Annotated in this window: 16 protein-coding genes; 8 read left to right on the top strand and 8 right to left on the bottom strand. The window is 65.2% G+C overall.

The features are described from left to right. Positions 1-32 precede the first annotated feature (32 nt). The 3 genes from J0H39_14605 (at position 33) to J0H39_14595 (ending at position 4,691) form a co-directional block, all read left to right on the top strand. Positions 33-1,757: a dihydroxy-acid dehydratase gene (locus J0H39_14605; protein MBN9497983.1), complete on the top strand. Its 1,725-nt coding sequence runs from the start codon at positions 33-35 to the stop codon at positions 1,755-1,757. Positions 1,758-1,861: 104 nt separating this feature from the next. Then, on the top strand, positions 1,862-2,785 hold the full coding sequence (locus J0H39_14600) for a TAXI family TRAP transporter solute-binding subunit (GenBank protein ID MBN9497982.1): 924 nt from the start codon (positions 1,862-1,864) through the stop codon (positions 2,783-2,785). A 67-nt stretch (positions 2,786-2,852) separates the two neighbouring features. Next, the gene (locus J0H39_14595; protein ID MBN9497981.1) at positions 2,853-4,691 is read left to right on the top strand and encodes a TRAP transporter permease; all 1,839 of its coding nucleotides are present in this window, start codon (positions 2,853-2,855) and stop codon (positions 4,689-4,691) included. Here the strand turns inward: J0H39_14595 and J0H39_14590 are convergent. Both J0H39_14590 and J0H39_14585 read right to left on the bottom strand, forming a co-directional pair. Further along, positions 4,688-5,116 carry a heme-binding protein gene (locus tag J0H39_14590; protein MBN9497980.1) on the bottom strand — a complete coding sequence of 143 codons (429 nt, stop codon included), beginning with the start codon at positions 5,114-5,116 and terminating at the stop codon, positions 4,688-4,690. The two genes, J0H39_14595 and J0H39_14590, sit on opposite strands and share 4 nt — an antisense overlap. A gap of 170 nt (positions 5,117-5,286) precedes the next feature. Then, a complete protein-coding gene (locus tag J0H39_14585) occupies positions 5,287-5,826 on the bottom strand; it encodes a helix-turn-helix transcriptional regulator (protein ID MBN9497979.1) in 540 nt (179 codons plus the stop codon). 149 nt (positions 5,827-5,975) lie between these two features. On the opposite strand from J0H39_14585, the gene J0H39_14580 reads away from it, so the two are divergent. Next, positions 5,976-6,725, top strand: coding sequence for an SDR family oxidoreductase (locus tag J0H39_14580; GenBank protein ID MBN9497978.1), 750 nt, complete (start codon positions 5,976-5,978; stop codon positions 6,723-6,725). Here the strand turns inward: J0H39_14580 and J0H39_14575 are convergent. Continuing rightward, a complete protein-coding gene (locus J0H39_14575; GenBank protein ID MBN9497977.1) occupies positions 6,722-8,800 on the bottom strand; it encodes a molybdopterin oxidoreductase family protein in 2,079 nt (692 codons plus the stop codon). The two genes, J0H39_14580 and J0H39_14575, sit on opposite strands and share 4 nt — an antisense overlap. A gap of 50 nt (positions 8,801-8,850) precedes the next feature. On the opposite strand from J0H39_14575, the gene J0H39_14570 reads away from it, so the two are divergent. Beyond that, positions 8,851-10,260 carry an amidase gene (locus J0H39_14570; GenBank protein MBN9497976.1) on the top strand — a complete coding sequence of 470 codons (1,410 nt, stop codon included), beginning with the start codon at positions 8,851-8,853 and terminating at the stop codon, positions 10,258-10,260. On the opposite strand, the gene J0H39_14565 is transcribed toward J0H39_14570, so the two are convergent. Next, positions 10,249-11,238, bottom strand: coding sequence for a glycosyltransferase family 4 protein (locus tag J0H39_14565; GenBank protein ID MBN9497975.1), 990 nt, complete (start codon positions 11,236-11,238; stop codon positions 10,249-10,251). The genes J0H39_14570 and J0H39_14565 overlap by 12 nt on opposite strands. Before the next feature lie 186 nt (positions 11,239-11,424). On the opposite strand from J0H39_14565, the gene J0H39_14560 reads away from it, so the two are divergent. Both J0H39_14560 and J0H39_14555 read left to right on the top strand, forming a co-directional pair. Then, on the top strand, positions 11,425-12,195 hold the full coding sequence (locus J0H39_14560) for an ABC transporter permease (protein MBN9497974.1): 771 nt from the start codon (positions 11,425-11,427) through the stop codon (positions 12,193-12,195). Between the two features lie 79 nt (positions 12,196-12,274). After that, the gene (locus J0H39_14555) at positions 12,275-12,622 is read left to right on the top strand and encodes a RidA family protein (protein MBN9497973.1); all 348 of its coding nucleotides are present in this window, start codon (positions 12,275-12,277) and stop codon (positions 12,620-12,622) included. A gap of 55 nt (positions 12,623-12,677) precedes the next feature. Here the strand turns inward: J0H39_14555 and J0H39_14550 are convergent, their stop codons facing one another. Next, a complete protein-coding gene (locus tag J0H39_14550) occupies positions 12,678-13,433 on the bottom strand; it encodes an SDR family oxidoreductase (protein MBN9497972.1) in 756 nt (251 codons plus the stop codon). A 133-nt stretch (positions 13,434-13,566) separates the two neighbouring features. On the opposite strand from J0H39_14550, the gene J0H39_14545 reads away from it, so the two are divergent. Continuing rightward, positions 13,567-14,457: an AraC family transcriptional regulator gene (locus tag J0H39_14545; GenBank protein MBN9497971.1), complete on the top strand. Its 891-nt coding sequence runs from the start codon at positions 13,567-13,569 to the stop codon at positions 14,455-14,457. On the opposite strand, the gene xdhC is transcribed toward J0H39_14545, so the two are convergent. From xdhC to xdhA, 3 genes are read right to left on the bottom strand one after another with little or no spacing between them, the layout of a single operon-like run. Beyond that, positions 14,454-15,260: a xanthine dehydrogenase accessory protein XdhC gene (xdhC, locus tag J0H39_14540; protein MBN9497970.1), complete on the bottom strand. Its 807-nt coding sequence runs from the start codon at positions 15,258-15,260 to the stop codon at positions 14,454-14,456. The two genes, J0H39_14545 and xdhC, sit on opposite strands and share 4 nt — an antisense overlap. Next, a complete protein-coding gene (xdhB, locus tag J0H39_14535; GenBank protein MBN9497969.1) occupies positions 15,257-17,584 on the bottom strand; it encodes a xanthine dehydrogenase molybdopterin binding subunit in 2,328 nt (775 codons plus the stop codon). The genes xdhC and xdhB overlap by 4 nt, the downstream gene beginning before the upstream one ends. Then, on the bottom strand, positions 17,577-19,031 hold the full coding sequence (gene xdhA, locus J0H39_14530; GenBank protein ID MBN9497968.1) for a xanthine dehydrogenase small subunit: 1,455 nt from the start codon (positions 19,029-19,031) through the stop codon (positions 17,577-17,579). The genes xdhB and xdhA overlap by 8 nt, the downstream gene beginning before the upstream one ends. Positions 19,032-19,035: the final 4 nt, after the last annotated feature.

Below are 19,035 nucleotides of genomic sequence, written 5' to 3'. Positions count from 1 at the left end.
AAGTGGCCATGGCCACAGTCGGAGGGAGCGTTATGAGTCGCAAGAAGCCGGAAGAACTGCGCAGTCATCGTTGGTACGGCGTCCAGGATATGCGGTCCTTCGGGCATCGCTCGCGGACCAAGCAGATGGGCTTCGACGCCGAGGATTACGCGGGCAAGCCGGTGATCGCGATCATCAACACGTTCAGCGACGCCAATCCCTGCCATCACCATTTCAAAAGCCGCGTCGACGACGTGAAGCGCGGCGTGCTCCAGGCGGGCGGTTTCCCGCTGGAAATGCCCGCCATGTCGCTGGGCGAGCCGTTCATGAAGCCGACGACGATGATCTACCGCAATCTGCTGTCGATCGACGTCGAGGAATTGCTGCGCGCCAATCCGGTCGACGGCGTCGTCCTGATGGGCGGCTGCGACAAGACCGTGCCCGCCATGCTGATGGGGGCCGCGTCGATGAACATTCCGGCGATCTTCCTGCCGGCGGGGCCGATGCTGCGCGGCCATTGGCACGGCAAGACGCTGGGCTCGGGCTCCGACGTTTGGAAATATTGGGCCGAGAAGCGTGCGGGCAATATCGACGACAAGGCCTGGGTCGAAATCGAAGACGGGATCGCGCGCAGCTTCGGCACCTGCATGACGATGGGCACGGCCTCGACCATGGCGTCGGCTGCCGAAGCCTTGGGCATGACGCTGCCGGGTGCGTCGTCGATTCCGGCGGCGGATTCGGGCCATGTGCGCATGGCCGCCGCGTGCGGCCGGCGCATCGTCGATATGGTGTGGGACGATTTGAAGCCCAGCGACGTGATGACGACCGAAGCGTTCGAGAACGCGGTGCTTGCCGTGCTGGCGTTGGCGGGTTCGACCAACGCGGTCATCCATCTGATCGCGATGGCCGGGCGTCTCGACGCCAAGCTCGATCTCGATCGTTTCGACGCGCTGTCGCGCAAGGTGCCGATGCTCGGCAATATCCGCCCGTCGGGCAAATACCTGATGGAGGATTTCTTCTACGCGGGCGGCTTGCCGGGCCTGCTCAACCGCATCGCGGGCGATCTGCATTTGAACTGCGTCACCGTCAACGGCAAGACGCTGGGCGAGAACATCAAGGGCGCGGAAGTCTACGACGACGACGTCATCCGCAAGCGCGACAACCCGGTGAAGGGCGAGGGCGGTCTCGCTGTGTTGCGCGGCAATCTCTGCCCCGACGGTGCGGTCATCAAGCCGCCGGCGGCCGAGCCGCATCTTCTCGTCCATCGCGGGCCGGCTTGCGTGTTCAACAATTACGACGACATGGCCGCGCGCATCGACGATCCGAATTTGAAGGTCACGAAGGATTCGGTGCTGGTGCTGCGCTCGGCGGGCCCGTTGGGCGCCCCCGGCATGCCCGAATGGGGCCAATTGCCGATTCCGAAGAAGCTGCTGCAGGAAGGCGTGCGCGACATGGTGCGCATCTCCGACGCGCGTATGTCGGGCACCAGCTACGGCGCTTGCGTGTTGCACGTGGCGCCTGAATCGGCGCTGGGCGGGCCGCTCGCGCTGGTGCGCGACGGCGATATCATTTCGCTGGATGTGCCCGGCCGCAAGCTGACGCTGGAGATTTCTGACGCCGAGATGGCCAAGCGCAAGGCGGAATGGAAGGCGCCGAAACCGCATTATCCGCGCGGCTTCGGCATGATCCATTTGAAGCATGTCACGCAGGCGAACGAAGGCTGCGACTTCGACTTCCTGCGCGGGACGGCCCCGATTCCGGAGCCGGAAATCCACTAGAGGGAAAGCGGCGGATCATGCTCTAATCTCCGTCGAAGAGCCCCGATCCGAGGGCTCCGATAAAATGGGAGGTAAGCATGATCCGTCGGCTTTTGCCGGCTGTGGTGGGTTTGGCCGTTTTGGCCGCCGTCGCCCCGGCCCACGCGCAAGGCGCCAACAACTACCGCCTCATGACCGGCCCGCAGGGCGGCGTTTGGGTGCCGCTGGGCGGTGCGCTCAAGAACATCTGGGAAAAGGCGATCCCGGGCCTGTCGGTGCAGACATTGCCCGGCGCGGGCATCGCCAATGTGCGCGGCGTGGACGAAGACCGCGCCGAAATCGGCTTCGGCAACTCGATCTCGACCGTCGACGGCGTCAACGGTGTGGATCCGTTCCCGCGCAAGGCGGCGAATGTCTGCCAGATGGCCTCGCTCTACCCGCAGTATTTCCAGATCGTCGTGAACGAGGATTCGGGCATCAATTCGGTGCGCGATCTGAAGGGCAAGGCGATCGCGGTGCAGACGCGCGGCAACACGGCCGAAGTCATCACCCAGCACATTCTGAAGACGGTCGGCATGTCGTACACCGACATGAAGGTCAATTTCCTGCCGTCCTATAACGACGCGGTGTCGCTGCTGAAGGACGGCCACGCCCAGGCCTTTACGCTCGGCACGACCATTCCCGCGTCGTCGGTGATGGATCTCGCCACGTCGCGGCGCATCCGCGTGCTCGACCTCAAGGACTCGGTCGACCCGATGAAGAAGATCAATTCGGGCTATGTCGCGGTCTCGCTGCCGGCCAACACCTATCCCAACCAGCCGGCGGCGGTGACGAAGATCGGTTATGCCGCGCATCTGATCGTGTCGTGCAAACTGCCCGAGGACCGCGTCTACACGATGATGCGCGCGATCCAGGACAATATGCGCGATCTGGTCGCGGTGAACAAAGCGATGGACGGCATCACCCCCGCCGCGATGGGCGAGGATATCGGCGTGCCGTTCCATCCGGGCGCCAAGAAGTTCTATGTCGAACGCGGCGTGAAGATGTAAGACGCGACGGGGCCGGCGGCGCAAGATCGCCGGCCCTTTCCGTTTCGGGGACGGGGCTTCGTACGACATGACGTATACGCGCGCGATCGCTTGGCTGATCGGCATCATCGGTGCCGTCATGTCGCTCTGGCATATGTGGGTGATCGCGGCCGCACCGCCCGAGGCGCTGTTCTTCCGCGGCGGGCATTTGCTGTTCGCGATGGTGCTCGTCTTCTTGATCTACCCGTTCCGGGGCGAGACGCGCGGCGCGCCGGGCATCATCGATTGGCTGTGCCTCGCCGGTTCGCTGGTCGTCGTGTTCTATCTGTTCGTCAATTACAAATACCTTATCAATCGCATTCCCTATATCGACGATCCGACGGCGCTCGATCAGATCATGGCGGTCGCCTGCATCGTGCTGGTGCTGGAGGCGACGCGCCGCGTGATCGGCTGGGCGCTGCCGATCACGGCGATCATATTTCTCGGCTACGCGCTGTTTTTCACCAACATCTCGCTGCCCTCGACGCTCGATCAGATCTACCTGACGACCGAAGGCATTTTCGGCTCGACGCTGGGCGTCTCCGCCGCGTTCGTGCTGGTCTTCGTGCTGTTCGGCTCGTTCATGGAACGCTCGGGCACGGGCCAGTTGTTCATGGATTTCGCGCTGGCGCTGACCGGCCGCCAAGCGGGCGGGCCCGGCAAGGTCGCGGTCGTGTCGTCGTCGCTGTTCGGCACGATCTCGGGCTCGGCCGTCGCCAACGTCATGGTCGACGGGCCGATCACGATTCCGCTGATGAAGCGCACGGGCTTCACCAAGCATTTCGCCGCCGGTGTGGAATCCGTCGCCTCGACCGGCGGGCAGATCATGCCGCCGATCATGGGGGCCGCCGCTTTCGTGATGGCCGAGTATCTCGCCGTCTCGTATCTCCAGGTTACGATCTGGGCGCTGATCCCGTCGCTGCTCTACTACCTCGCCTGTTTCGGCGCGGTGCATTTCGAAGCCAAGCGCGCGGGCCTCAGCGGCATGCCGGACAACGAATGTCCGAAGCTCGGCACGGTCTTGCGCGAACGCGGGCATTTGTTCATTCCCGTCGGCATCGTGCTGGGCGGGATGTTCGCGGGCTATTCGGCGCCGCTGGCGGCCCTCGCGGGCACGATCGCGTGTTTGCCGGTCGCCTTGATGCGCGCCAATACTCGCCAAGGGATCACCTGGTGGACGGTCGTGGACGCGCTGATCGACGGGGCGAAAAACGCACTCGCCGTCGCGATGGCCTGCGCGTGTGCGGGCATCGTCATCGGCGTGATCGCGCTGACCGGGATCGGCATTTCCTTCACGCAGATCGTGCTGGCCTTGGCGCAGAACACGCTGTTCCTGGCGCTGGTCGTCACCGCGATGGCGGGGATCGTGCTGGGCATGGGCATGCCGACCACGCCCGCTTACATCATCATGGTGTCGCTGCTCGTGCCTGCGATCATGAAGCTGGGCGTCGTGCAGCCCGCCGCCCATATGTTCGCGTTCTACTTCGCCATCCTGTCGGCGATCACGCCGCCGGTGGCGCTGGCGGTGTTCGCCGCCGCGAGCTTGGCGGGGGCGGATCTCTGGAAGGCGGGCTGGGCCGCCGTGCGCATCGGCGCGGCGGGCTTCATCGTGCCCTTCATGTTCGTCTACCAGCCCGCGGTGCTGATGATCGGCGAATGGCCGGATATCCTGCACGCGTTGGTCACGTCGTCGATCGGCTGCGTGCTGCTCGCCGCCGGTTTGCACGGCTATCTGCTGCGCCGCAGCCGGATGTGGGAAAACGCGGCGTTGATCGGCGCCGCGTTGGCGCTGATCTTCCCCGGCTGGCAATACGATCTGTTGGGCTTCGGCTTGGCGGCGGCCGTCATCGTCGCGCAGAAAACGACGGCCGCGCCCGCGCGCGCTTAGAACGCCGTCTTCGCACCCGACAGCGCGGCGAGGCCGGCCAGCGCCACTTCGATATCCTGCTCGCCCGTGCCCGAGCCCACGCCGATCGCGCCGATGACCTTGCCGTCGACGACGATCGGGAAGCCGCCCTTCAAATTGGTCAGCTTGCCTTGCGTCGCGGCGACCAAGCGGCCTTCGAGGGCCGCGTCGGGAATGCCGCCGGTGGGCACGCGGCTCGACGCCGCCGTCTTCGCCTTCATCGTCGCGGAATCGATCGACAGCACCTTGGCGCCGTCCATGCGCGCGAAGGCGAGCATATGGCCGCCGTCGTCGGCGACGACGATGCATTGGGGTGCCCCCATCGCGTTCGCCTTGGCGACCGCCCCCGCCAGAATCTTGTTGGCGCCTTCATAGGTCAGCTTCAAATGCGGGACGGTGTCGGCCATGGCGGGTTCCATTTTTGAGAGGGTGGGGCGAAGACTTTTGCCCAAGAAAAAGGGCCGCTGCCAGAGGGCGCGGCCCAAGTTGGGGAGAAACCTGTCCGCCAACGGGAAACGGGAAGCAGGTTCCCAATCCCGGCGCGTACATGAATTTATTAATGCAGATCGCGTGCCAATCAGGCGGCGGCTTTCAGTGCGGCGTCGCGCGCGGTGTCGATCCGCGTTTGCAACTCGTCCGCCGACAGGCCCGCTTTCGCGGCGGCGGCGATGCCGATGCCTAACGTCAGGACCAAACTCGCCAGCGTCGCGGCCTTTTCCGCCGGCACAAATCGCGCGAAAGCCGCCGCCAAGCGCTGTTCGGATTCGCGCGCGAGACGAAGCGCCATATCGCGCCAGCGCGTATCGATCCCGGCCGCTTCGCCTAAAACGCAGGCGACAAGGCAACCCGGCGGGCGATTTCGCATGCAGTTATTCGTCTCGACGACACCGAAAAAGCCGCGAATTGCGGTATCCAGATCGGGTGCCGCTTCGATCGCGGCCACACCCGCCCGGCCCGGGCCGTCGGCATAGCGGGCGACGGCCTTTTCGAACAAAGCCGCCTTGTCGCCGAACGCGCCGTAAAGGCTGGGCCGGTTGATGCCCATCGCCTCGGTCAGCTGGTCCAGCGACGCGCCTTCGAAGCCGTAACGCGAAAACACGTCGATCGCGGCATCCAAGGCAGCGGTTTCGTCGAATCGGCGCGGCCGACCCATTTTTATACCTTTCAGTAAAAAACCCCCTTGTAAGGACAAGGGAGCCTCCTATTTGTACCAAACAGTAAGAAACGGTGCAATCCCGCACCGCATTCCCCAAAAGGCTTCCACCCATGTCCCGTTTGAATGGCAAGACCGCCCTCGTCACCGGCGGCACGACCGGTATCGGTCTCGAAACCGCGCGCCGCTTCCTGGCCGAAGGGGCCCGCGTCGCGATCACCGGCAACAACCCCGATAACCTCGCCGCCGCCGCGAAGGATCTGGGCGGGAACGTTCTGGCGATCCGCGCCGACAGCGCGTCGGTCGCGGCGCAGAAGGATCTCGCGGCGCAGATCGTGGCGAAGTTCGGCAAGCTCGACATTCTGTTCGCCAATGCCGGCATCGCGACGATTGGCGCGTTCGACACGTTTACTGAAGCCGAATACGACAAGCAGATCGACGTGAACGTGAAGGGACCGTTCTTCTTGACGCAGGCGCTGCTGCCGCATTTCTCGGCCAAGGCGTCGATCATCTATACGGCGTCGGTCGTCGCCAGTGTGGGCTTCGGCAATTCGGAAGCCTATTCGGCCAGCAAAGGCGCCATCCTGGCGATGAGCCGCGCACTCGCCGTCGATCTGGTCGGGCGCGGCATCCGCGTCAACACGATCAGCCCCGGTCCGGTCGCCACGCCGATCTTCGGCAAGGTCAATATGCCCGACGATCAGCGTGCCGGCATGGCGGCGCATATCCAATCGACCGTGCCGATGAAGCGCTTCGGCGAGCCGGTCGAAATCGCCAACGCGGCGGTGTTCCTGGCGTCGGACGAATCCTCGTTCGTCACGGGATCCGACTTCATCGTCGACGGCGGCGTGGTCGCCGCTTAAGCGGGCTTGAGCCAGATGGCGGTGTCGTGGAACACGGCGCCGCCCGCGGGGAAACCGGGATCGGCGGAGGTCAGCAGATTGATGCCGATCCCTTCCTCGAACGCCGCATTCGGCCAAATGCTTTCGACCACGACCGTGCCCGGCAACACGCCGTCGAACGCCTTGGCGTGCACGACCAGCGAGCCTTTCTCGTTGCCCAATCGCACGCGCGCGCCATCCGCGATCCCGAGCTTGGCGAGTGCCGCCGGGTGGATCATCGCCGTCGGGCGTTGCTCGCGTTCCTGGCTGCCCGGCGTTTCGGTGAACGTGGAGTTCAGGAACGTGCGCGCGGGTGCTGCGACCAGCCGGAACGGCTTGTCGTCCGTCGCCGCGTCGTAATTCGTCATCTGCGTGGGCAGCGACGGCATGGCTTCCCACGCGGGGCCGAGCTTCGCCCAATCGGCGTCGAAATGGAATTTGCCGTCGTCATGGCCGAAACCGTCGAGGAAATGCGCGCGCTCGAACGATTGCGCGCGATCGTGCCAGCGCCCGGCATGGACTTCGTCGGCCGACGGATAGCCCGACGCCTTTAACGTCCAATCGATGATGTCCCATTCGCTCATCGCGAAGCCGCGATGTTCTGCCCCCAGGCGCTTGGCGAGTTCGCGATGGACCCAGTGATTGGACTTGGCCTGGGCGTAGGGCTCGACCACCTTGCGCGCGACCTGCAGATAAGTGTGCCCGCCCGCTTGATAGATATCGTCGTGCTCCAGGAACGTCGTCGCGGGCAGGACGATATCGGCCATGCGCGCCGTCTCGGTCAGGAATTGCTCGTGCACGCAGACGAACAGATCGTCGCGCAGGAAGCCTGCGCGCACTTTGGTCAGGTCGGGCGCCACGTTCATCGGATTGGTGTTCTGGATGAACAACGCCGTCACCGGCGGCCCGTCGCCCAGATCGCGCTTGTCGCCGGTCAGCACCGGACCGATGCGGCTTTGATCGAGCTCGCGTACGCGCGTATCGAGCTTATCGAGGCCCTGGATCAGCGTCTTGTCGAGCGCATAGATCGACGATTGCGCGTAGAGGGCGCCGCCGCCTTCGTGCCGCCATGCGCCCGTGATCGCGGGCAGACACGACGCCGCGTGCATCGACGACGAACCGTTGCGATGGCGCGCGAAGCCGTAGCCCAGGCGCAGATAGGCGCGCTTCGTGCCGCCATAGAGACGCGCGAATTCGCGGATCGTCGCGGCCGGCACGCCGCAAATGCTCTCGGCCCATTCGGGCGTTTTGTCGGCGATATGGGTTTCGAGCGCTTCGGCACCGCGCGTGTATTGGGCCATGTAATCGCGGTCGGCAAAGCCTTCGGCGAACAGCACATGCATGACGCCCAGCGCCAAGGCGGCGTCGGTGCCCGGCTTCACCATCAAATGCAGATCGGCTTGTTGCGCGGTTCCCGTGCGATAGGGGTCGACGACGACCAGCTTCGCGCCGCGCGTTTTCTTGGCGCGCGCGATATGCGTCATGACGTTGACCTGGGTGGAGACGGGATTGCCGCCCCACATCACGATCAGATCGGATTTGGCGATCTCGCGCGCATCGACACCGCGCTTGACGCCGGCCCCCGCCAGCCAGCCGGCATCCGCCAGCGTGATGCAGATCGTCGAATACTGGCGCGAATAACCCATGACGTTGCGCAAGCGGTCGATGCCGTCGCGCTGCACCAGGCCCATCGTGCCGGCGTAGAAATAGGGCCACACGGTCTCGGGCCCGAATTTGGCCGCCGCCGCTTTCAGCTTCGCGGCGGTTTCGTCGAGCGCTTCGTCCCACGAAATCGGCGTGAAACCTTCCGGCCCGCAACCCTTGGCCCCCATGCGGCGCAACGGTACCGACAAACGGCCGGGATGGTGCTGGCGTTCGGCGTAGCGCGCCACCTTCGCGCAGATCACGCCGGCCGTGTAGTCGTTGGCGGCGGCGCCGCGCACCTTGCCGATCCGCGACTCGGACAGTTTCTCGATTTCCAGCGCGCAAACGCTGGGGCAATCATGCGGACAAACCGAGGAATGCCAATCTTTCGCGAGGGGACTTGAATCGGGCATGCCCGGACGGTAGGGGAGCATGTCGCCCGCTTCAAGCCAGAAAGCCCAACATGACCGAATCCTGGATCGTCCGCCTTCCCGCTCGCGATATCGCCGATCGCGTGCGCAGCAAGCAGCTCACCGCGACCCAAGTGCTCGAAGCGCATCTGGCCCAGATCGCGGCCGAGAACCCGAAGGTCAACGCGGTCTGCACCGTGGCGGAGGAGAAGGCGCGCTTCTGGGCGGCGGAGATCGACACCAAGGTCGCCAATGGCGAGGACCCGGGTTTGCTCGCGGGCGTGCCCGTCGGCATCAAGGACGTGCACCCGACCGCCGGCATCCGCACGACTTGGGGTTCGCCGACCAAGGCCGATTTCGTGCCCGAGGAAGACGCCGCCACCGTGCTGCGCGTGAAGGCGGCGGGGGCCGTCGTCATCGGCAAGACCAACACGCCCGAATACGCCGCCGGGGCGAACACGTTCAACGACGTGTTCGGCGCCACGCGCAACCCGTGGGATCTTTCCAAAAGCGCTTCGGGTTCGACCGGCGGCGGGGCGGCGGCATTGGCCGCGCGCATGATCGCGCTGGCCGACGGCTCGGATCTCGGCGGTTCGTTGCGCACGCCCGCGTCGTTCTGCGGCGTCGTCGGCTTGCGCCCCACGCCGGGGCTCGTGCCGTCCTATCCCACCACGCGCTATTTCGACATGCTGCCGGTCACGGGCCCGATGGCGCGTGACGTGGGCGACACGGCGCTGATGCTGCAAGCCTTGGCGGGCGAAGATCCGCGCGATCCGCGCACCTTCCCGATCGTCGGGCGCGACTTCGCCGGCGCGCCGGCGAAAAGCGTCGAAGGTTTGCGCATCGCCTATATCTCCGACTTCGCCAAGATCGGCGTGGAGCCGGAGATCGACGAGATTTGCCGCGCGGCGACGTATCAGATCGGCACGTGGGGGGCGAAGGTCGAAGAGATCGACCTCGATCTTTCCTTCGCGCGCGAGGCGTTCCTGCAATTGCGCGGGCAATTGATGGTGACGGCGCATCTCGATCGCATCGGCTTGGTCGACAAGTTCGGCCCCAATCTCGCGGGCAATATCCGTCGCGGTCTGGCGCAAGGGCCCAAGGACGTGGCGCAAGGCGAAGTCACGCGCTCGAAGCTCGTCGACGAATGGACGAAGGTGTTCGCCAAATACGACGCGGTGTGCTGCCCGTGCTCGCCGGTGGCGCCGTTCCCGGTCGAACAGAATTACCCGGAAGTTATCGCGGGCAAGAAGATGACGACCTATATCGATTGGGTCGCGGCGACGTTCCTGGTCACGATGGCGGGCTTGCCCGCGATCTCGGTGCCCGCCGGTCTCGACGCCAATCGCTTGCCGGTCGGTTTGCAGATCGTCACCCGCCGCCATCGCGAGGAACAGATGCTCGCCTTGGCCGCGAAGGTCGAGAAGATGCGCCCGATCGGCTTCGCGCCGTCACACGCCTGATCGGGCGAGTACCCAGCGCGCGTAGACGAGTTGCAGCAGGAACGGGGCGAGCAACGCGGGCCACGGCGCTTGGCCGAGCCACAGCGCCGCATTGCCCTGGATCGCCGCCATGGCCGCGAGGAACACCGCCACGCGGCCATGCGCGAACCCGGCTTGGTTCAAGCGCTGATAGAGATGCGTGCGATGCGCTTCGAGCACGTTCTCGCCCGCCAGCGCACGGCGCGCGGCGGTGAAGATCGTATCGAACAGGAAATGCAGCAGCAGCAGCGGCACCAGCCAGAAGGCGAGGCCGCTGGAATCGTCGCGCGCGGCCAGCACGCCCAGGCCTGCGAACGCGAAGCCCAGGAATTGCGAGCCGACATCGCCCATGAACACGCGCGCGGGCGGCTTGTTGACGATCAGGAAGCCGAAACACGCGGCCGCCAAGACGAAGGCGAGCTTCGCCGTGCCGTCCAAGCCCATCATCAACGCGACGAGGCCCAGGAAGATTGCCGCGACGGTGCCGGTCGCCCCGGCCAGACCGTCGAGTCCGTCCATAAAGTTGTAGGCGTTCGTCAGGCCCACGAACCACAGCAGCGTGATCGCCGTACCCGCGAGGCCGAGTTCGACGACGCCGAACACCGGCAAGGAGACGCGATCGAACACGAGCCCCGATCCCATCGCGATGAAGGCCGCCAAAAACTGCGCGCCGAATTTGACGATGGGCCCTTGGGCGCGCCGATCATCGGCAAGGCCCGCGATCGCCGCGATCGTCGCCCCGATCGCCAGCCCGATCGTTTCCGGCGTGGGGGCGACGACAATCGCCCCGCCGGCGAGGGCGCCGATCACCAGCCCGATGCCGCCGCCGCGCGGCGTGGGCAACTTGTGCGACGAGCGCGCGTTTGGCGTGTCGACCAGCACGCGATAGCGCGCCATCGCTTCGGCACCGGCATAACCGGCAAGGCCGGCCAGAAGAATCGCGATCAAACTCGGGCTCATAACGCCTTGCTAGCCCGTTTGGCGGCCGCCTCCAAGAGTCTTGGGCGTCGCCGGGCAAACAGCCCAAAAAATGGGCATAAGCATATTCACCCTCAATAAAATCAATGGGTTGATTGTATTCAGTTCCTGGAATGACGGTTGCAAGACCAGGGGTAACGATACCAACCCAGGCAGGTCCGGATCCTCATGAATCGCGACAAAATGATCGTCTACGTCACGCCGATCGCCACGGTGGTCGGGCTGTTCCTGTTCTGGGAAATGGCGTGCGTCGCCTTCAATATTCCGCCCTTCATCCTGCCGCGCCCGTCGGTGATCTGGTCGACGCTGATCCTGCGCTGGGGCCCGATCTGGAGCAATGCGGCCTTCACCCTCGCCACCACGATGGGCGGTTTCGCGCTGGCCGTCGTCGTCGGCTTGTTCCTGGGCCTGGCCATCGGCGCGTCGCGCGTGATCTATGCCGGTCTCTATCCGGTGTTGATCGGCTTCAACTCGATCCCGAAGGTCGCGGTCGTGCCCGTGCTGGTGATTTGGTTCGGTATCGGCGCCGTGCCCGCCGTGCTGACCGCGTTCATGATCGCCTTTCTGCCGATCGCGGTGAACGTCGCGACGGGGCTTGCGACGATCGAACCCGAAATGCGCGACGTGATGCGCTCCTTGGGCGCGCGCAAACTTCAAATTCTGTGGAAGGTCGGTATCCCGCGTTCGCTGCCCTATTTCTTCGCCTCGCTGAAGGTCGCGATCACGCTCGCTTTCGTGGGCTCCGTCGTCGCCGAAACGGTCGCGTCGAACGAAGGCATCGGCTACCTGATGATCGCCGCGTCGTCGCGCTTCGACGTGCCGCTGGTCTTCGCCGGGCTGATGGTCATCGCGGTGATGGGCGTCATCATGTACGGCGTCACCGTGGCGCTCGAACAGCACTTCACCGGCTGGGCGACGCGCGGCCAGGAAGGTACCTAAGTCCCTTCTTCCAAAAGGCTGGATTTCGGGGCCGCGACTTGCGAAGGTCGCGGCCCTAATCCGTTTGGGAGAACCAAGAATGACCATCCAGCGCATCAAGCCGGGCCCGCGTATGAGCCAGGCCGTCGTCCATGGCTCGACCGTCTATGTCGCGGGCCAAGTGGCCGCCGATCCCGTGCCCGACGTGAAGAAGCAGACCCAGCAGGTCCTGGCGCAGATCGACGAATTGCTCGCCGCCGCCGGCACCGACAAGACCAAGCTGCTGTCGGCGACGATTTGGCTGCCGGATATCCGCCACTTCGCCGACATGAACTCGGTGTGGGACGGCTGGGTCAGCGCCGGGAACACGCCCGCGCGCGCGACCGTGCAGGCGAGCCTCGCCGGGCCGCAATATTGGGTCGAAATCGCCGTGATCGCGGCGATCTGAACCGACGACGCGATAAAGCCGGGCGGGGAGACAAATCCCGCCCGGCTTTTTCTTTTTAGATCGCCTGGCCGCCCGAGACCTCGATCCGCTGCGCGTTGACCCAGCGATTGGCGTCCGACAACAGGCTTGCGATCATCGGCCCGATATCGTCGGGCACGCCCGCACGGCCCAACGCCGTCATGTCGGCGAAGATCTTGTTGATCTCCGGATTGTCGCGCACCGCCCCGCCGCCGAAATCGGTTTCGATGGCACCGGGCGCCACGGTGTTGACCGCGATTCCGCGCTTGCCCAATTCCTTGGCCATATAGACCGTCAGCACTTCCACGGCACCCTTCGCGGCGGCGTAGACGCCGTAGCCGGGGAAGGATTGGCGCGTCAGACCCGACGACAGGTTGACGATCCGCCCGCCATCGGCGAGCAGCGGCAGCAGCGTCTGGGTCAGAAAGAACACGCCCTTGAAATGGACGTTCACCAGGCCGTCGAACTGCGCCTCGGTCATGGTGCCGATCAGCGCGTAGTCGCCGTGGCCCGCGTTGTTGACCAGATGGTCGAAGCGGTCGCGGCCCCATTTGTCGCGCAAGGTCGTTTCCAACCGCGCCGCAAACGTGCCGAAAGCGGCAATATTTCCGGCGTCGAGCTGGATCGCCGCCGCCTTGCGGCCCAGGGCTTCGATCTCGGCCACGACTTTGCGCGCTTCGGTTTCGTTGCGCAGATAGGTGATGATCACGTCGCCGCCCGCGCGGGCGACGCTGATGGCGGCGTTGCGGCCCAAGCCGCGGCTTGCACCTGTGATGAGGGTGATCTTGGACATGGGATTTTCCTTTCGAGGTTCGGGACGAAATTGCGTCGTCCGGTGATGGGAAGATCGTCCCGAACCGGAAATCCTTGTTGCCGGATCCCCGGCGATCTTTGCCTAATCCTCCGAATTGGCGTATCTTCGCGCCATGAACGAATTGCGCGATGCCGTCCGTTTCCATGCCGAAGCCCATGCCGGGGTCGACGGCGTCAGCCCGACGCCGATCCCCGGCCTGACGACCGTGCGCGCGACGGCGCCAAGCGGCCTCGTCCACGCGATCCCGCGTCCGCTCGTGTGTCTGGTCGTCCAGGGCGCCAAGCGCGTGACGATGGGCGATCGCGATTTCGATTTCTCGGCGGGCGACACGCTGCTGATCACGGCCGACGTGCCGACGGTCAGCCAGATCACCCGCGCGAGCCGGGCGGCGCCCTATTATTCGCTGGTCGTCGAACTCGACGCGGCCTTGATCGCCGATCTGGTCACCCAAATGGGCGGCGGCAAACCCGATGCGATGGCACCGTTGCGTATCGATTCGACCGATCGCGAAACCGCCGACGCGGCGTTGCGCTTGTTGCGGCTGCTGGATCGCCCGCAAGCGGTGCCGATGCTGCACGGCGCGTTGCTGCGCGAGTTCCATTACTGGCTGCTGGCCGGAAAACTGGGACCGGCGATCCGCCGTCTGGGCTGGCCGGACGGGCAGGCGGCGCGCGTGGCGCGCGCGGTTGCCGTTTTGCGCCGCGACTTCGCCAAGCCGTTGCGCGTCGACGATCTCGCATCCGTCGCGGGCATGAGCGCTTCGTCGTTCCACCAGCATTTCCGCGCGGTCACGTCGCTGTCGCCGCTGCAATTCCAGAAGCGCTTGCGGCTGATCGAGGCGCGGCGCCTGATGCAGGCCGAAGGTGCGAACGCCGGCAACGCGGCCTTCGCCGTCGGCTATGAAAGCGTGCATCAATTCACGCGCGAATACGGGCGGATGTTCGGCCTGCCGCCGGTGCGCGACGCCAAGGCGGCGCGCGGCAAAATCCGCGTCGCGGCCTAAGCCAGAGTTTTTTCGACCTTCGCCGTCTGGCGCACGCGCAGCAACTGCGCCGCCGCCGCGATCGCGATCGCGTGCGGATGTTTGTCCGCGATTCCTGCGTCGCCGATCGGGCAGACGAGGGACGACGTGTCGATGCCCTTCGCTGCGAGCCGCGCTTCGAACCTTGCGCGCTTGCTGGCCGACCCGATCAAGCCCACGAACCTCAAATCGCCGCGCTTGAGCAGCCGTTCCACGATCGCGAGGTCGAGATCGTGGCTATGCGTCATGACCAATGCGGCGGCGCCCGGCGGCATGTCCTTCGTGGCGTCTTCGGCGAATTCTTCGACGCGGCGCGCCGCGTTTGCGGGCAGCAAGGCGGGGAACTGCTCGGGCCGCCCGTCGACCAGCGTCACCCGCCAGGGTAGTCCCGCCAAATGATGGACCAACGCCTTGCCGACATGGCCCGCCCCGAAGATCCAGACCTGGAATTCGCGCGCGGCGAATGGCTCGATCGACAATGTGACGGCACCGCCGCAACATTGGCCGAGCTTCGGCCCGAGCGCGAAACGTTCGACATGCGGGGCGCTCGCGCGCTTCTCGATCAGATCGCGCGCGATCTCGATCGCTTTCATCTCCAGATGACCGCCACCGATCGAGCCGACGGCGCCTTGGCCATCGACGAGCATCTTCGTGCCCGCTTCGCGTGGGGACGAGCCTTCGACACTCAGCACGGTCACCAGCGCGCAAGCCGTGCCCGCTTGGCGGTGGCGCGTCAACGCGCCCAGCCAATCTTCGGACGGCAGCGGCAGGAATTCGCCGGTCATGCGCCCGCCTTCGCCGCATCGATCGCGGTCAACACGCGCTCGGGTGTCGCCGGGGCGACCAGCAGCGGATAGCGGCCGGGGACGGCGGCCGCACACGCATCCTGCAACGCCAGGAACGGGGCGGCGGCAAGCGTGAGCGGCGGCTCGCCGACGGCCTTGGATTTATGGACGGTTTCCTCGACGTTTTCGGCCGGCGCCCACAAACGCGCGCGGAACTGCGTCGGCATATCGCGCGCGATCGGAATTTTATAGGTCGAGGGCGCATGGGTGCGCAGGCGGCCGGTCTTGTCGAACCAGATCTCCTCGCTCGTCACCCAGCCCATGCCTTGGATGAAGCCGCCTTCGACCTGGCCCAGATCGACCGCCGGGTTCAGCGGCCGGCCGGTGTCGTGCAGAATTTCCGCACGATCGATCTTGTATTCGCCGGTCAACGTGTCGATCGTCGCCTCGCAATAGGCGGCGCCGTAGGCGAAATAGAAGAACGGGCGACCCCACGCCTTGGCGCGGTCCCAATGGATCTTGGGCGTGGCGTAGAAGCCGGTCGCCGACAGCGACACGCGCGTGTTATAGGCGCGCCACACGGCTTCCTCGAACTTCATCGACTTGCCCGCGGCGCTGACCATGCCGTTGGCGAAGGTCACGTCGGCTTCCGACACGCCGTAGAGCCCGGCGACGAATTGCGCGAGGCGCTGCTTGATCTCGGCCGCCGCGCGCTTGGCCGCTTGGCCGTTGAGGTCGGAGCCCGCCGACGCGGCGGTGGCCGAGGTGTTCGGCACTTTGCCGGTATCGGTCGCGGTGATGCGCACGCGTTCCAGCGCCACGCCGAATTCATGGGCGACGATCTGCGCGATCTTGACGTGGAGACCCTGGCCCATTTCGGTGCCGCCATGGTTCAGCGAAATCGAGCCGTCGTTATAGACATGCACCAAGGCGCCGGCCTGGTTGAATTGGATCGCGGTGAAGGAAATGCCGAACTGGATGGCGCACAGCGCCATGCCCTTTTTCAGGATCGGGTTCGCGGCGTTGAACGCGTCGATTGCTTTGCGGCGTGCATCGTAATCCACGTCCTTCGCTAGATCGGCGACGATCTTGTCGGCGACGAAATCCTCGACCGTTTGGCCGAAATGCGTCTGCGCGCGCGGCGCAGGGCCGTAGAAATTCCGCCGCCGCACCGCCAGCGGATCGAGGCCGCGATGGCGCGCCACGCGGTCGATGATGTGTTCGGCCGCGAGAATGCCTTGCGGACCGCCGAAGCCGCGAAACGCCGTGTTGGATTGCGTATGCGTCTTGCACGGATAGCCGGTCGCGCGCACGGCCGGGATGAAATAGGTGTTGGTCGTGTGGAACAGCGCGCGGTCGACGATCGACGTCGACAGATCCGCGACATGGCCCGCGCGCGCCGCGTATTCGATATCCAGCGCCAACAGATTGCCGGCGTCGTCGAAGCCCACCTCGTAGCGCACGCGGAAATCGTGGCGTTTGCCCGAGATCATGAAATCGTCGTCGCGGTCGACGCGATACTTGACCGCGTGACCGGTGCGCCGCGCCAACAGCGATGCGATGCAGGCGAAGATCGCGGGCTGGGTTTCCTTGCCGCCGAAGCCACCGCCCATGCGGCGCATTTCGACGCTCACTTGGTTTGCGGACAGGTTCAAACAACCCGCGACCATCTTCTGCACCTCCGACGGGTGCTGCGACGACGAGAGCACGCGCATCTGCCCGTCTTCGAGCGGATAGGCGAGCGCGATATGGCCTTCGAGATAGAAATGGTCCTGGGCGCCGTTGGCGAATTCGCCCTTCAGGCGATGCGGCGCTTTGGCGAGCGCTTCGGCCACATCGCCGCGCCCCATTTTGTAGGGCGGGGCGACATAGGCTTTCTGCGCCATCGCGTCGTCGATGGTCAAGATCGCGGGCAAATCCACGTAAACGATCTTCGCCTTTTTCGCCGCCGCGCGCGCGAGCTTCACGTTCTCGGCCGCGATGGCGACGACGGGCTGGCCGATATATTCGACCACGCCGTTAGCCAAGATTGGCTCGTTCGGGAAGATCGGGCCGACATCGTTGCGGCCGGGAATGTCCTTCCAGCAGATTGCCGCATGCACGCCCGGCGAATTCAGCACGTCGCCCAGATCGATCGACACGATCTTCGCGTGGGCTTTGGGCGACAGCAGGCAATAGGTTTCGAGCCCGCCTTTGGGCATCGGCACGTCGTCGACATAGACGGCTTCGCCCGACACGTGCAGCTTGGCACTGTCATGCTTCGCCGATTTACCGATCGGGTCGAAGGTCGGTTCGGCGATCGCGGGGGCGTAACGCTCAGCCATAGCGCACCACCCGCGTCGCGGCCGTGCCGGCGGTTTCGTGCCAGAACCGCGCGATCAAATTCGCCGCGACCTTGGCGCGATAGTCGGCCGAAGCGCGCATATCGCTGAGCGGGGCGAAATCCTGCGCGATCGCCGCACCCGCCGCGGTGGCGGTTTCGAGGGTCCATTTCTTTCCGATCAACGCGGCTTCGGCCTTCGCGGCGCGTTTGGGGATCGCCGCCATGCCGCCATAGGCAAGCCGCGCGGCCTTCACGACATCGCCGTCGAGATCGAGCGCGAACACGCCGCACACGGCCGAGATATCGTCGTCGAAACGCTTCGACACCTTATAGGCCGCGAGCTTCGTCGCCGCGCTCGGCAAAGGGACGCGCAGGCCGGCGACGATCTCGCCCGGCGCCAACGCGGTCTTGCGATAATCGAGGAAGAAATCGCCCAGCGGCAAAGTCCGTTTGCCCTGCGGTCCGAACAATTCGATTTCGGCATCGAGCGCCAAGAACATCGGCGGCGAATCGCCGATGGGCGAGGCGTTGGCGATATTGCCGCCGATCGTGCCCGCATTGCGCACCGGGGGCCCCGCGAAACGGGCCAGCAACTCGTCGAGTGCCGGGAACGTCGTTACCAACGGCGCCATCGCTTGCGTCCACGTCAAGCCAGCGCCCAGTTCAAGATGCGTGGTCGTGCGCGCAATACGCTTCGACTCGGCGATTTCGTTGAGCGACACGAGCACCGGAAAATCGCGCTGCGCCTTGGTGACTTCCAAGCCTAGATCGGTGCCGCCGGACAGAAGCCGCGCATCCGGGTTCGCCGCCATCACAAGGGCGAGCTCGGCGAGATTGCGGGGCGCGAAGAATCTCCGCCCGCCGGCTTCATAGACGAAGCCGTGATCGTGTTTGAATGCGGCGAGCAGATTGGCGACATTCGCATCGCGCGGATCGGCGACGGGGGCGGTGTCGAACATTCTCACGCCCGCTTCCAGGATCGGACGATAGCCCGTGCAGCGGCACAGATTGCCGCCCAAGGCGCGGTCGAGCGTTTCACGGCTCGGCGGCAGCGGGCCCTGATAGGTGCGATGCAAATGATAAAGCGTCATCACGAAGCCGGGCGTGCAGAAGCCGCATTGCGCGCCATGCGTTTCGATCATCGCCGCCTGCACGGGGTGGAGCGCGCCGTCCGCCGCCTTCAAATCCTCGACGGTCAGCAACTGCTTGCCGTCGAGCGTAGGCAGAAACTGAATGCAGGAATTGACCGAGCGCGATTGAAGCGCGCCATCCGTGCCGCGTTCGACCAGCACCACGGTGCAGGCGCCGCAATCGCCTTCGGCGCAGCCTTCCTTGGTGCCGCAACGCCCGCCATCTCCGCGCAGCCATTCCAGCACGGTCGTGGTCGGCGCCACGCCGGACACTTCCACGGGTTTGCGGCCGAGCAGGAAACGGATCGGGTCGGTCAAACAA

The sequence above is a fragment of the Alphaproteobacteria bacterium genome, assembly GCA_017308135.1.
Classification (GTDB): Bacteria; Pseudomonadota; Alphaproteobacteria; order CACIAM-22H2; family CACIAM-22H2; genus Tagaea.
The sequence above is the reverse complement of the archived record's forward strand: the minus strand, read 5'-3'. Positions and strand labels throughout refer to the sequence as shown.

Excerpts from the sequence above, each read along its gene's own strand:
- J0H39_14580 (MBN9497978.1), top strand. The coding sequence starts at position 5,976 with ATGTCCCGTTTGAATGGCAAGACCGCCCTCGTCACCGGCGGCACGACC.
- J0H39_14550 (MBN9497972.1), bottom strand. The coding sequence starts at position 13,433 with ATGTCCAAGATCACCCTCATCACAGGTGCAAGCCGCGGCTTGGGCCGC.
- J0H39_14590 (MBN9497980.1), bottom strand. The coding sequence starts at position 5,116 with ATGGCCGACACCGTCCCGCATTTGAAGCTGACCTATGAAGGCGCCAAC.
- xdhC (MBN9497970.1), bottom strand. The coding sequence starts at position 15,260 with ATGACCGGCGAATTCCTGCCGCTGCCGTCCGAAGATTGGCTGGGCGCG.
- J0H39_14545 (MBN9497971.1), top strand. The coding sequence starts at position 13,567 with ATGAACGAATTGCGCGATGCCGTCCGTTTCCATGCCGAAGCCCATGCC.
- xdhB (MBN9497969.1), bottom strand. The coding sequence starts at position 17,584 with ATGGCTGAGCGTTACGCCCCCGCGATCGCCGAACCGACCTTCGACCCG.
- J0H39_14575 (MBN9497977.1), bottom strand. The coding sequence starts at position 8,800 with ATGCCCGATTCAAGTCCCCTCGCGAAAGATTGGCATTCCTCGGTTTGT.
- J0H39_14605 (MBN9497983.1), top strand. The coding sequence starts at position 33 with ATGAGTCGCAAGAAGCCGGAAGAACTGCGCAGTCATCGTTGGTACGGC.
- J0H39_14555 (MBN9497973.1), top strand. The coding sequence starts at position 12,275 with ATGACCATCCAGCGCATCAAGCCGGGCCCGCGTATGAGCCAGGCCGTC.
- J0H39_14570 (MBN9497976.1), top strand. The coding sequence starts at position 8,851 with ATGACCGAATCCTGGATCGTCCGCCTTCCCGCTCGCGATATCGCCGAT.
- J0H39_14565 (MBN9497975.1), bottom strand. The coding sequence starts at position 11,238 with ATGAGCCCGAGTTTGATCGCGATTCTTCTGGCCGGCCTTGCCGGTTAT.
- J0H39_14595 (MBN9497981.1), top strand. The coding sequence starts at position 2,853 with ATGACGTATACGCGCGCGATCGCTTGGCTGATCGGCATCATCGGTGCC.
- J0H39_14560 (MBN9497974.1), top strand. The coding sequence starts at position 11,425 with ATGAATCGCGACAAAATGATCGTCTACGTCACGCCGATCGCCACGGTG.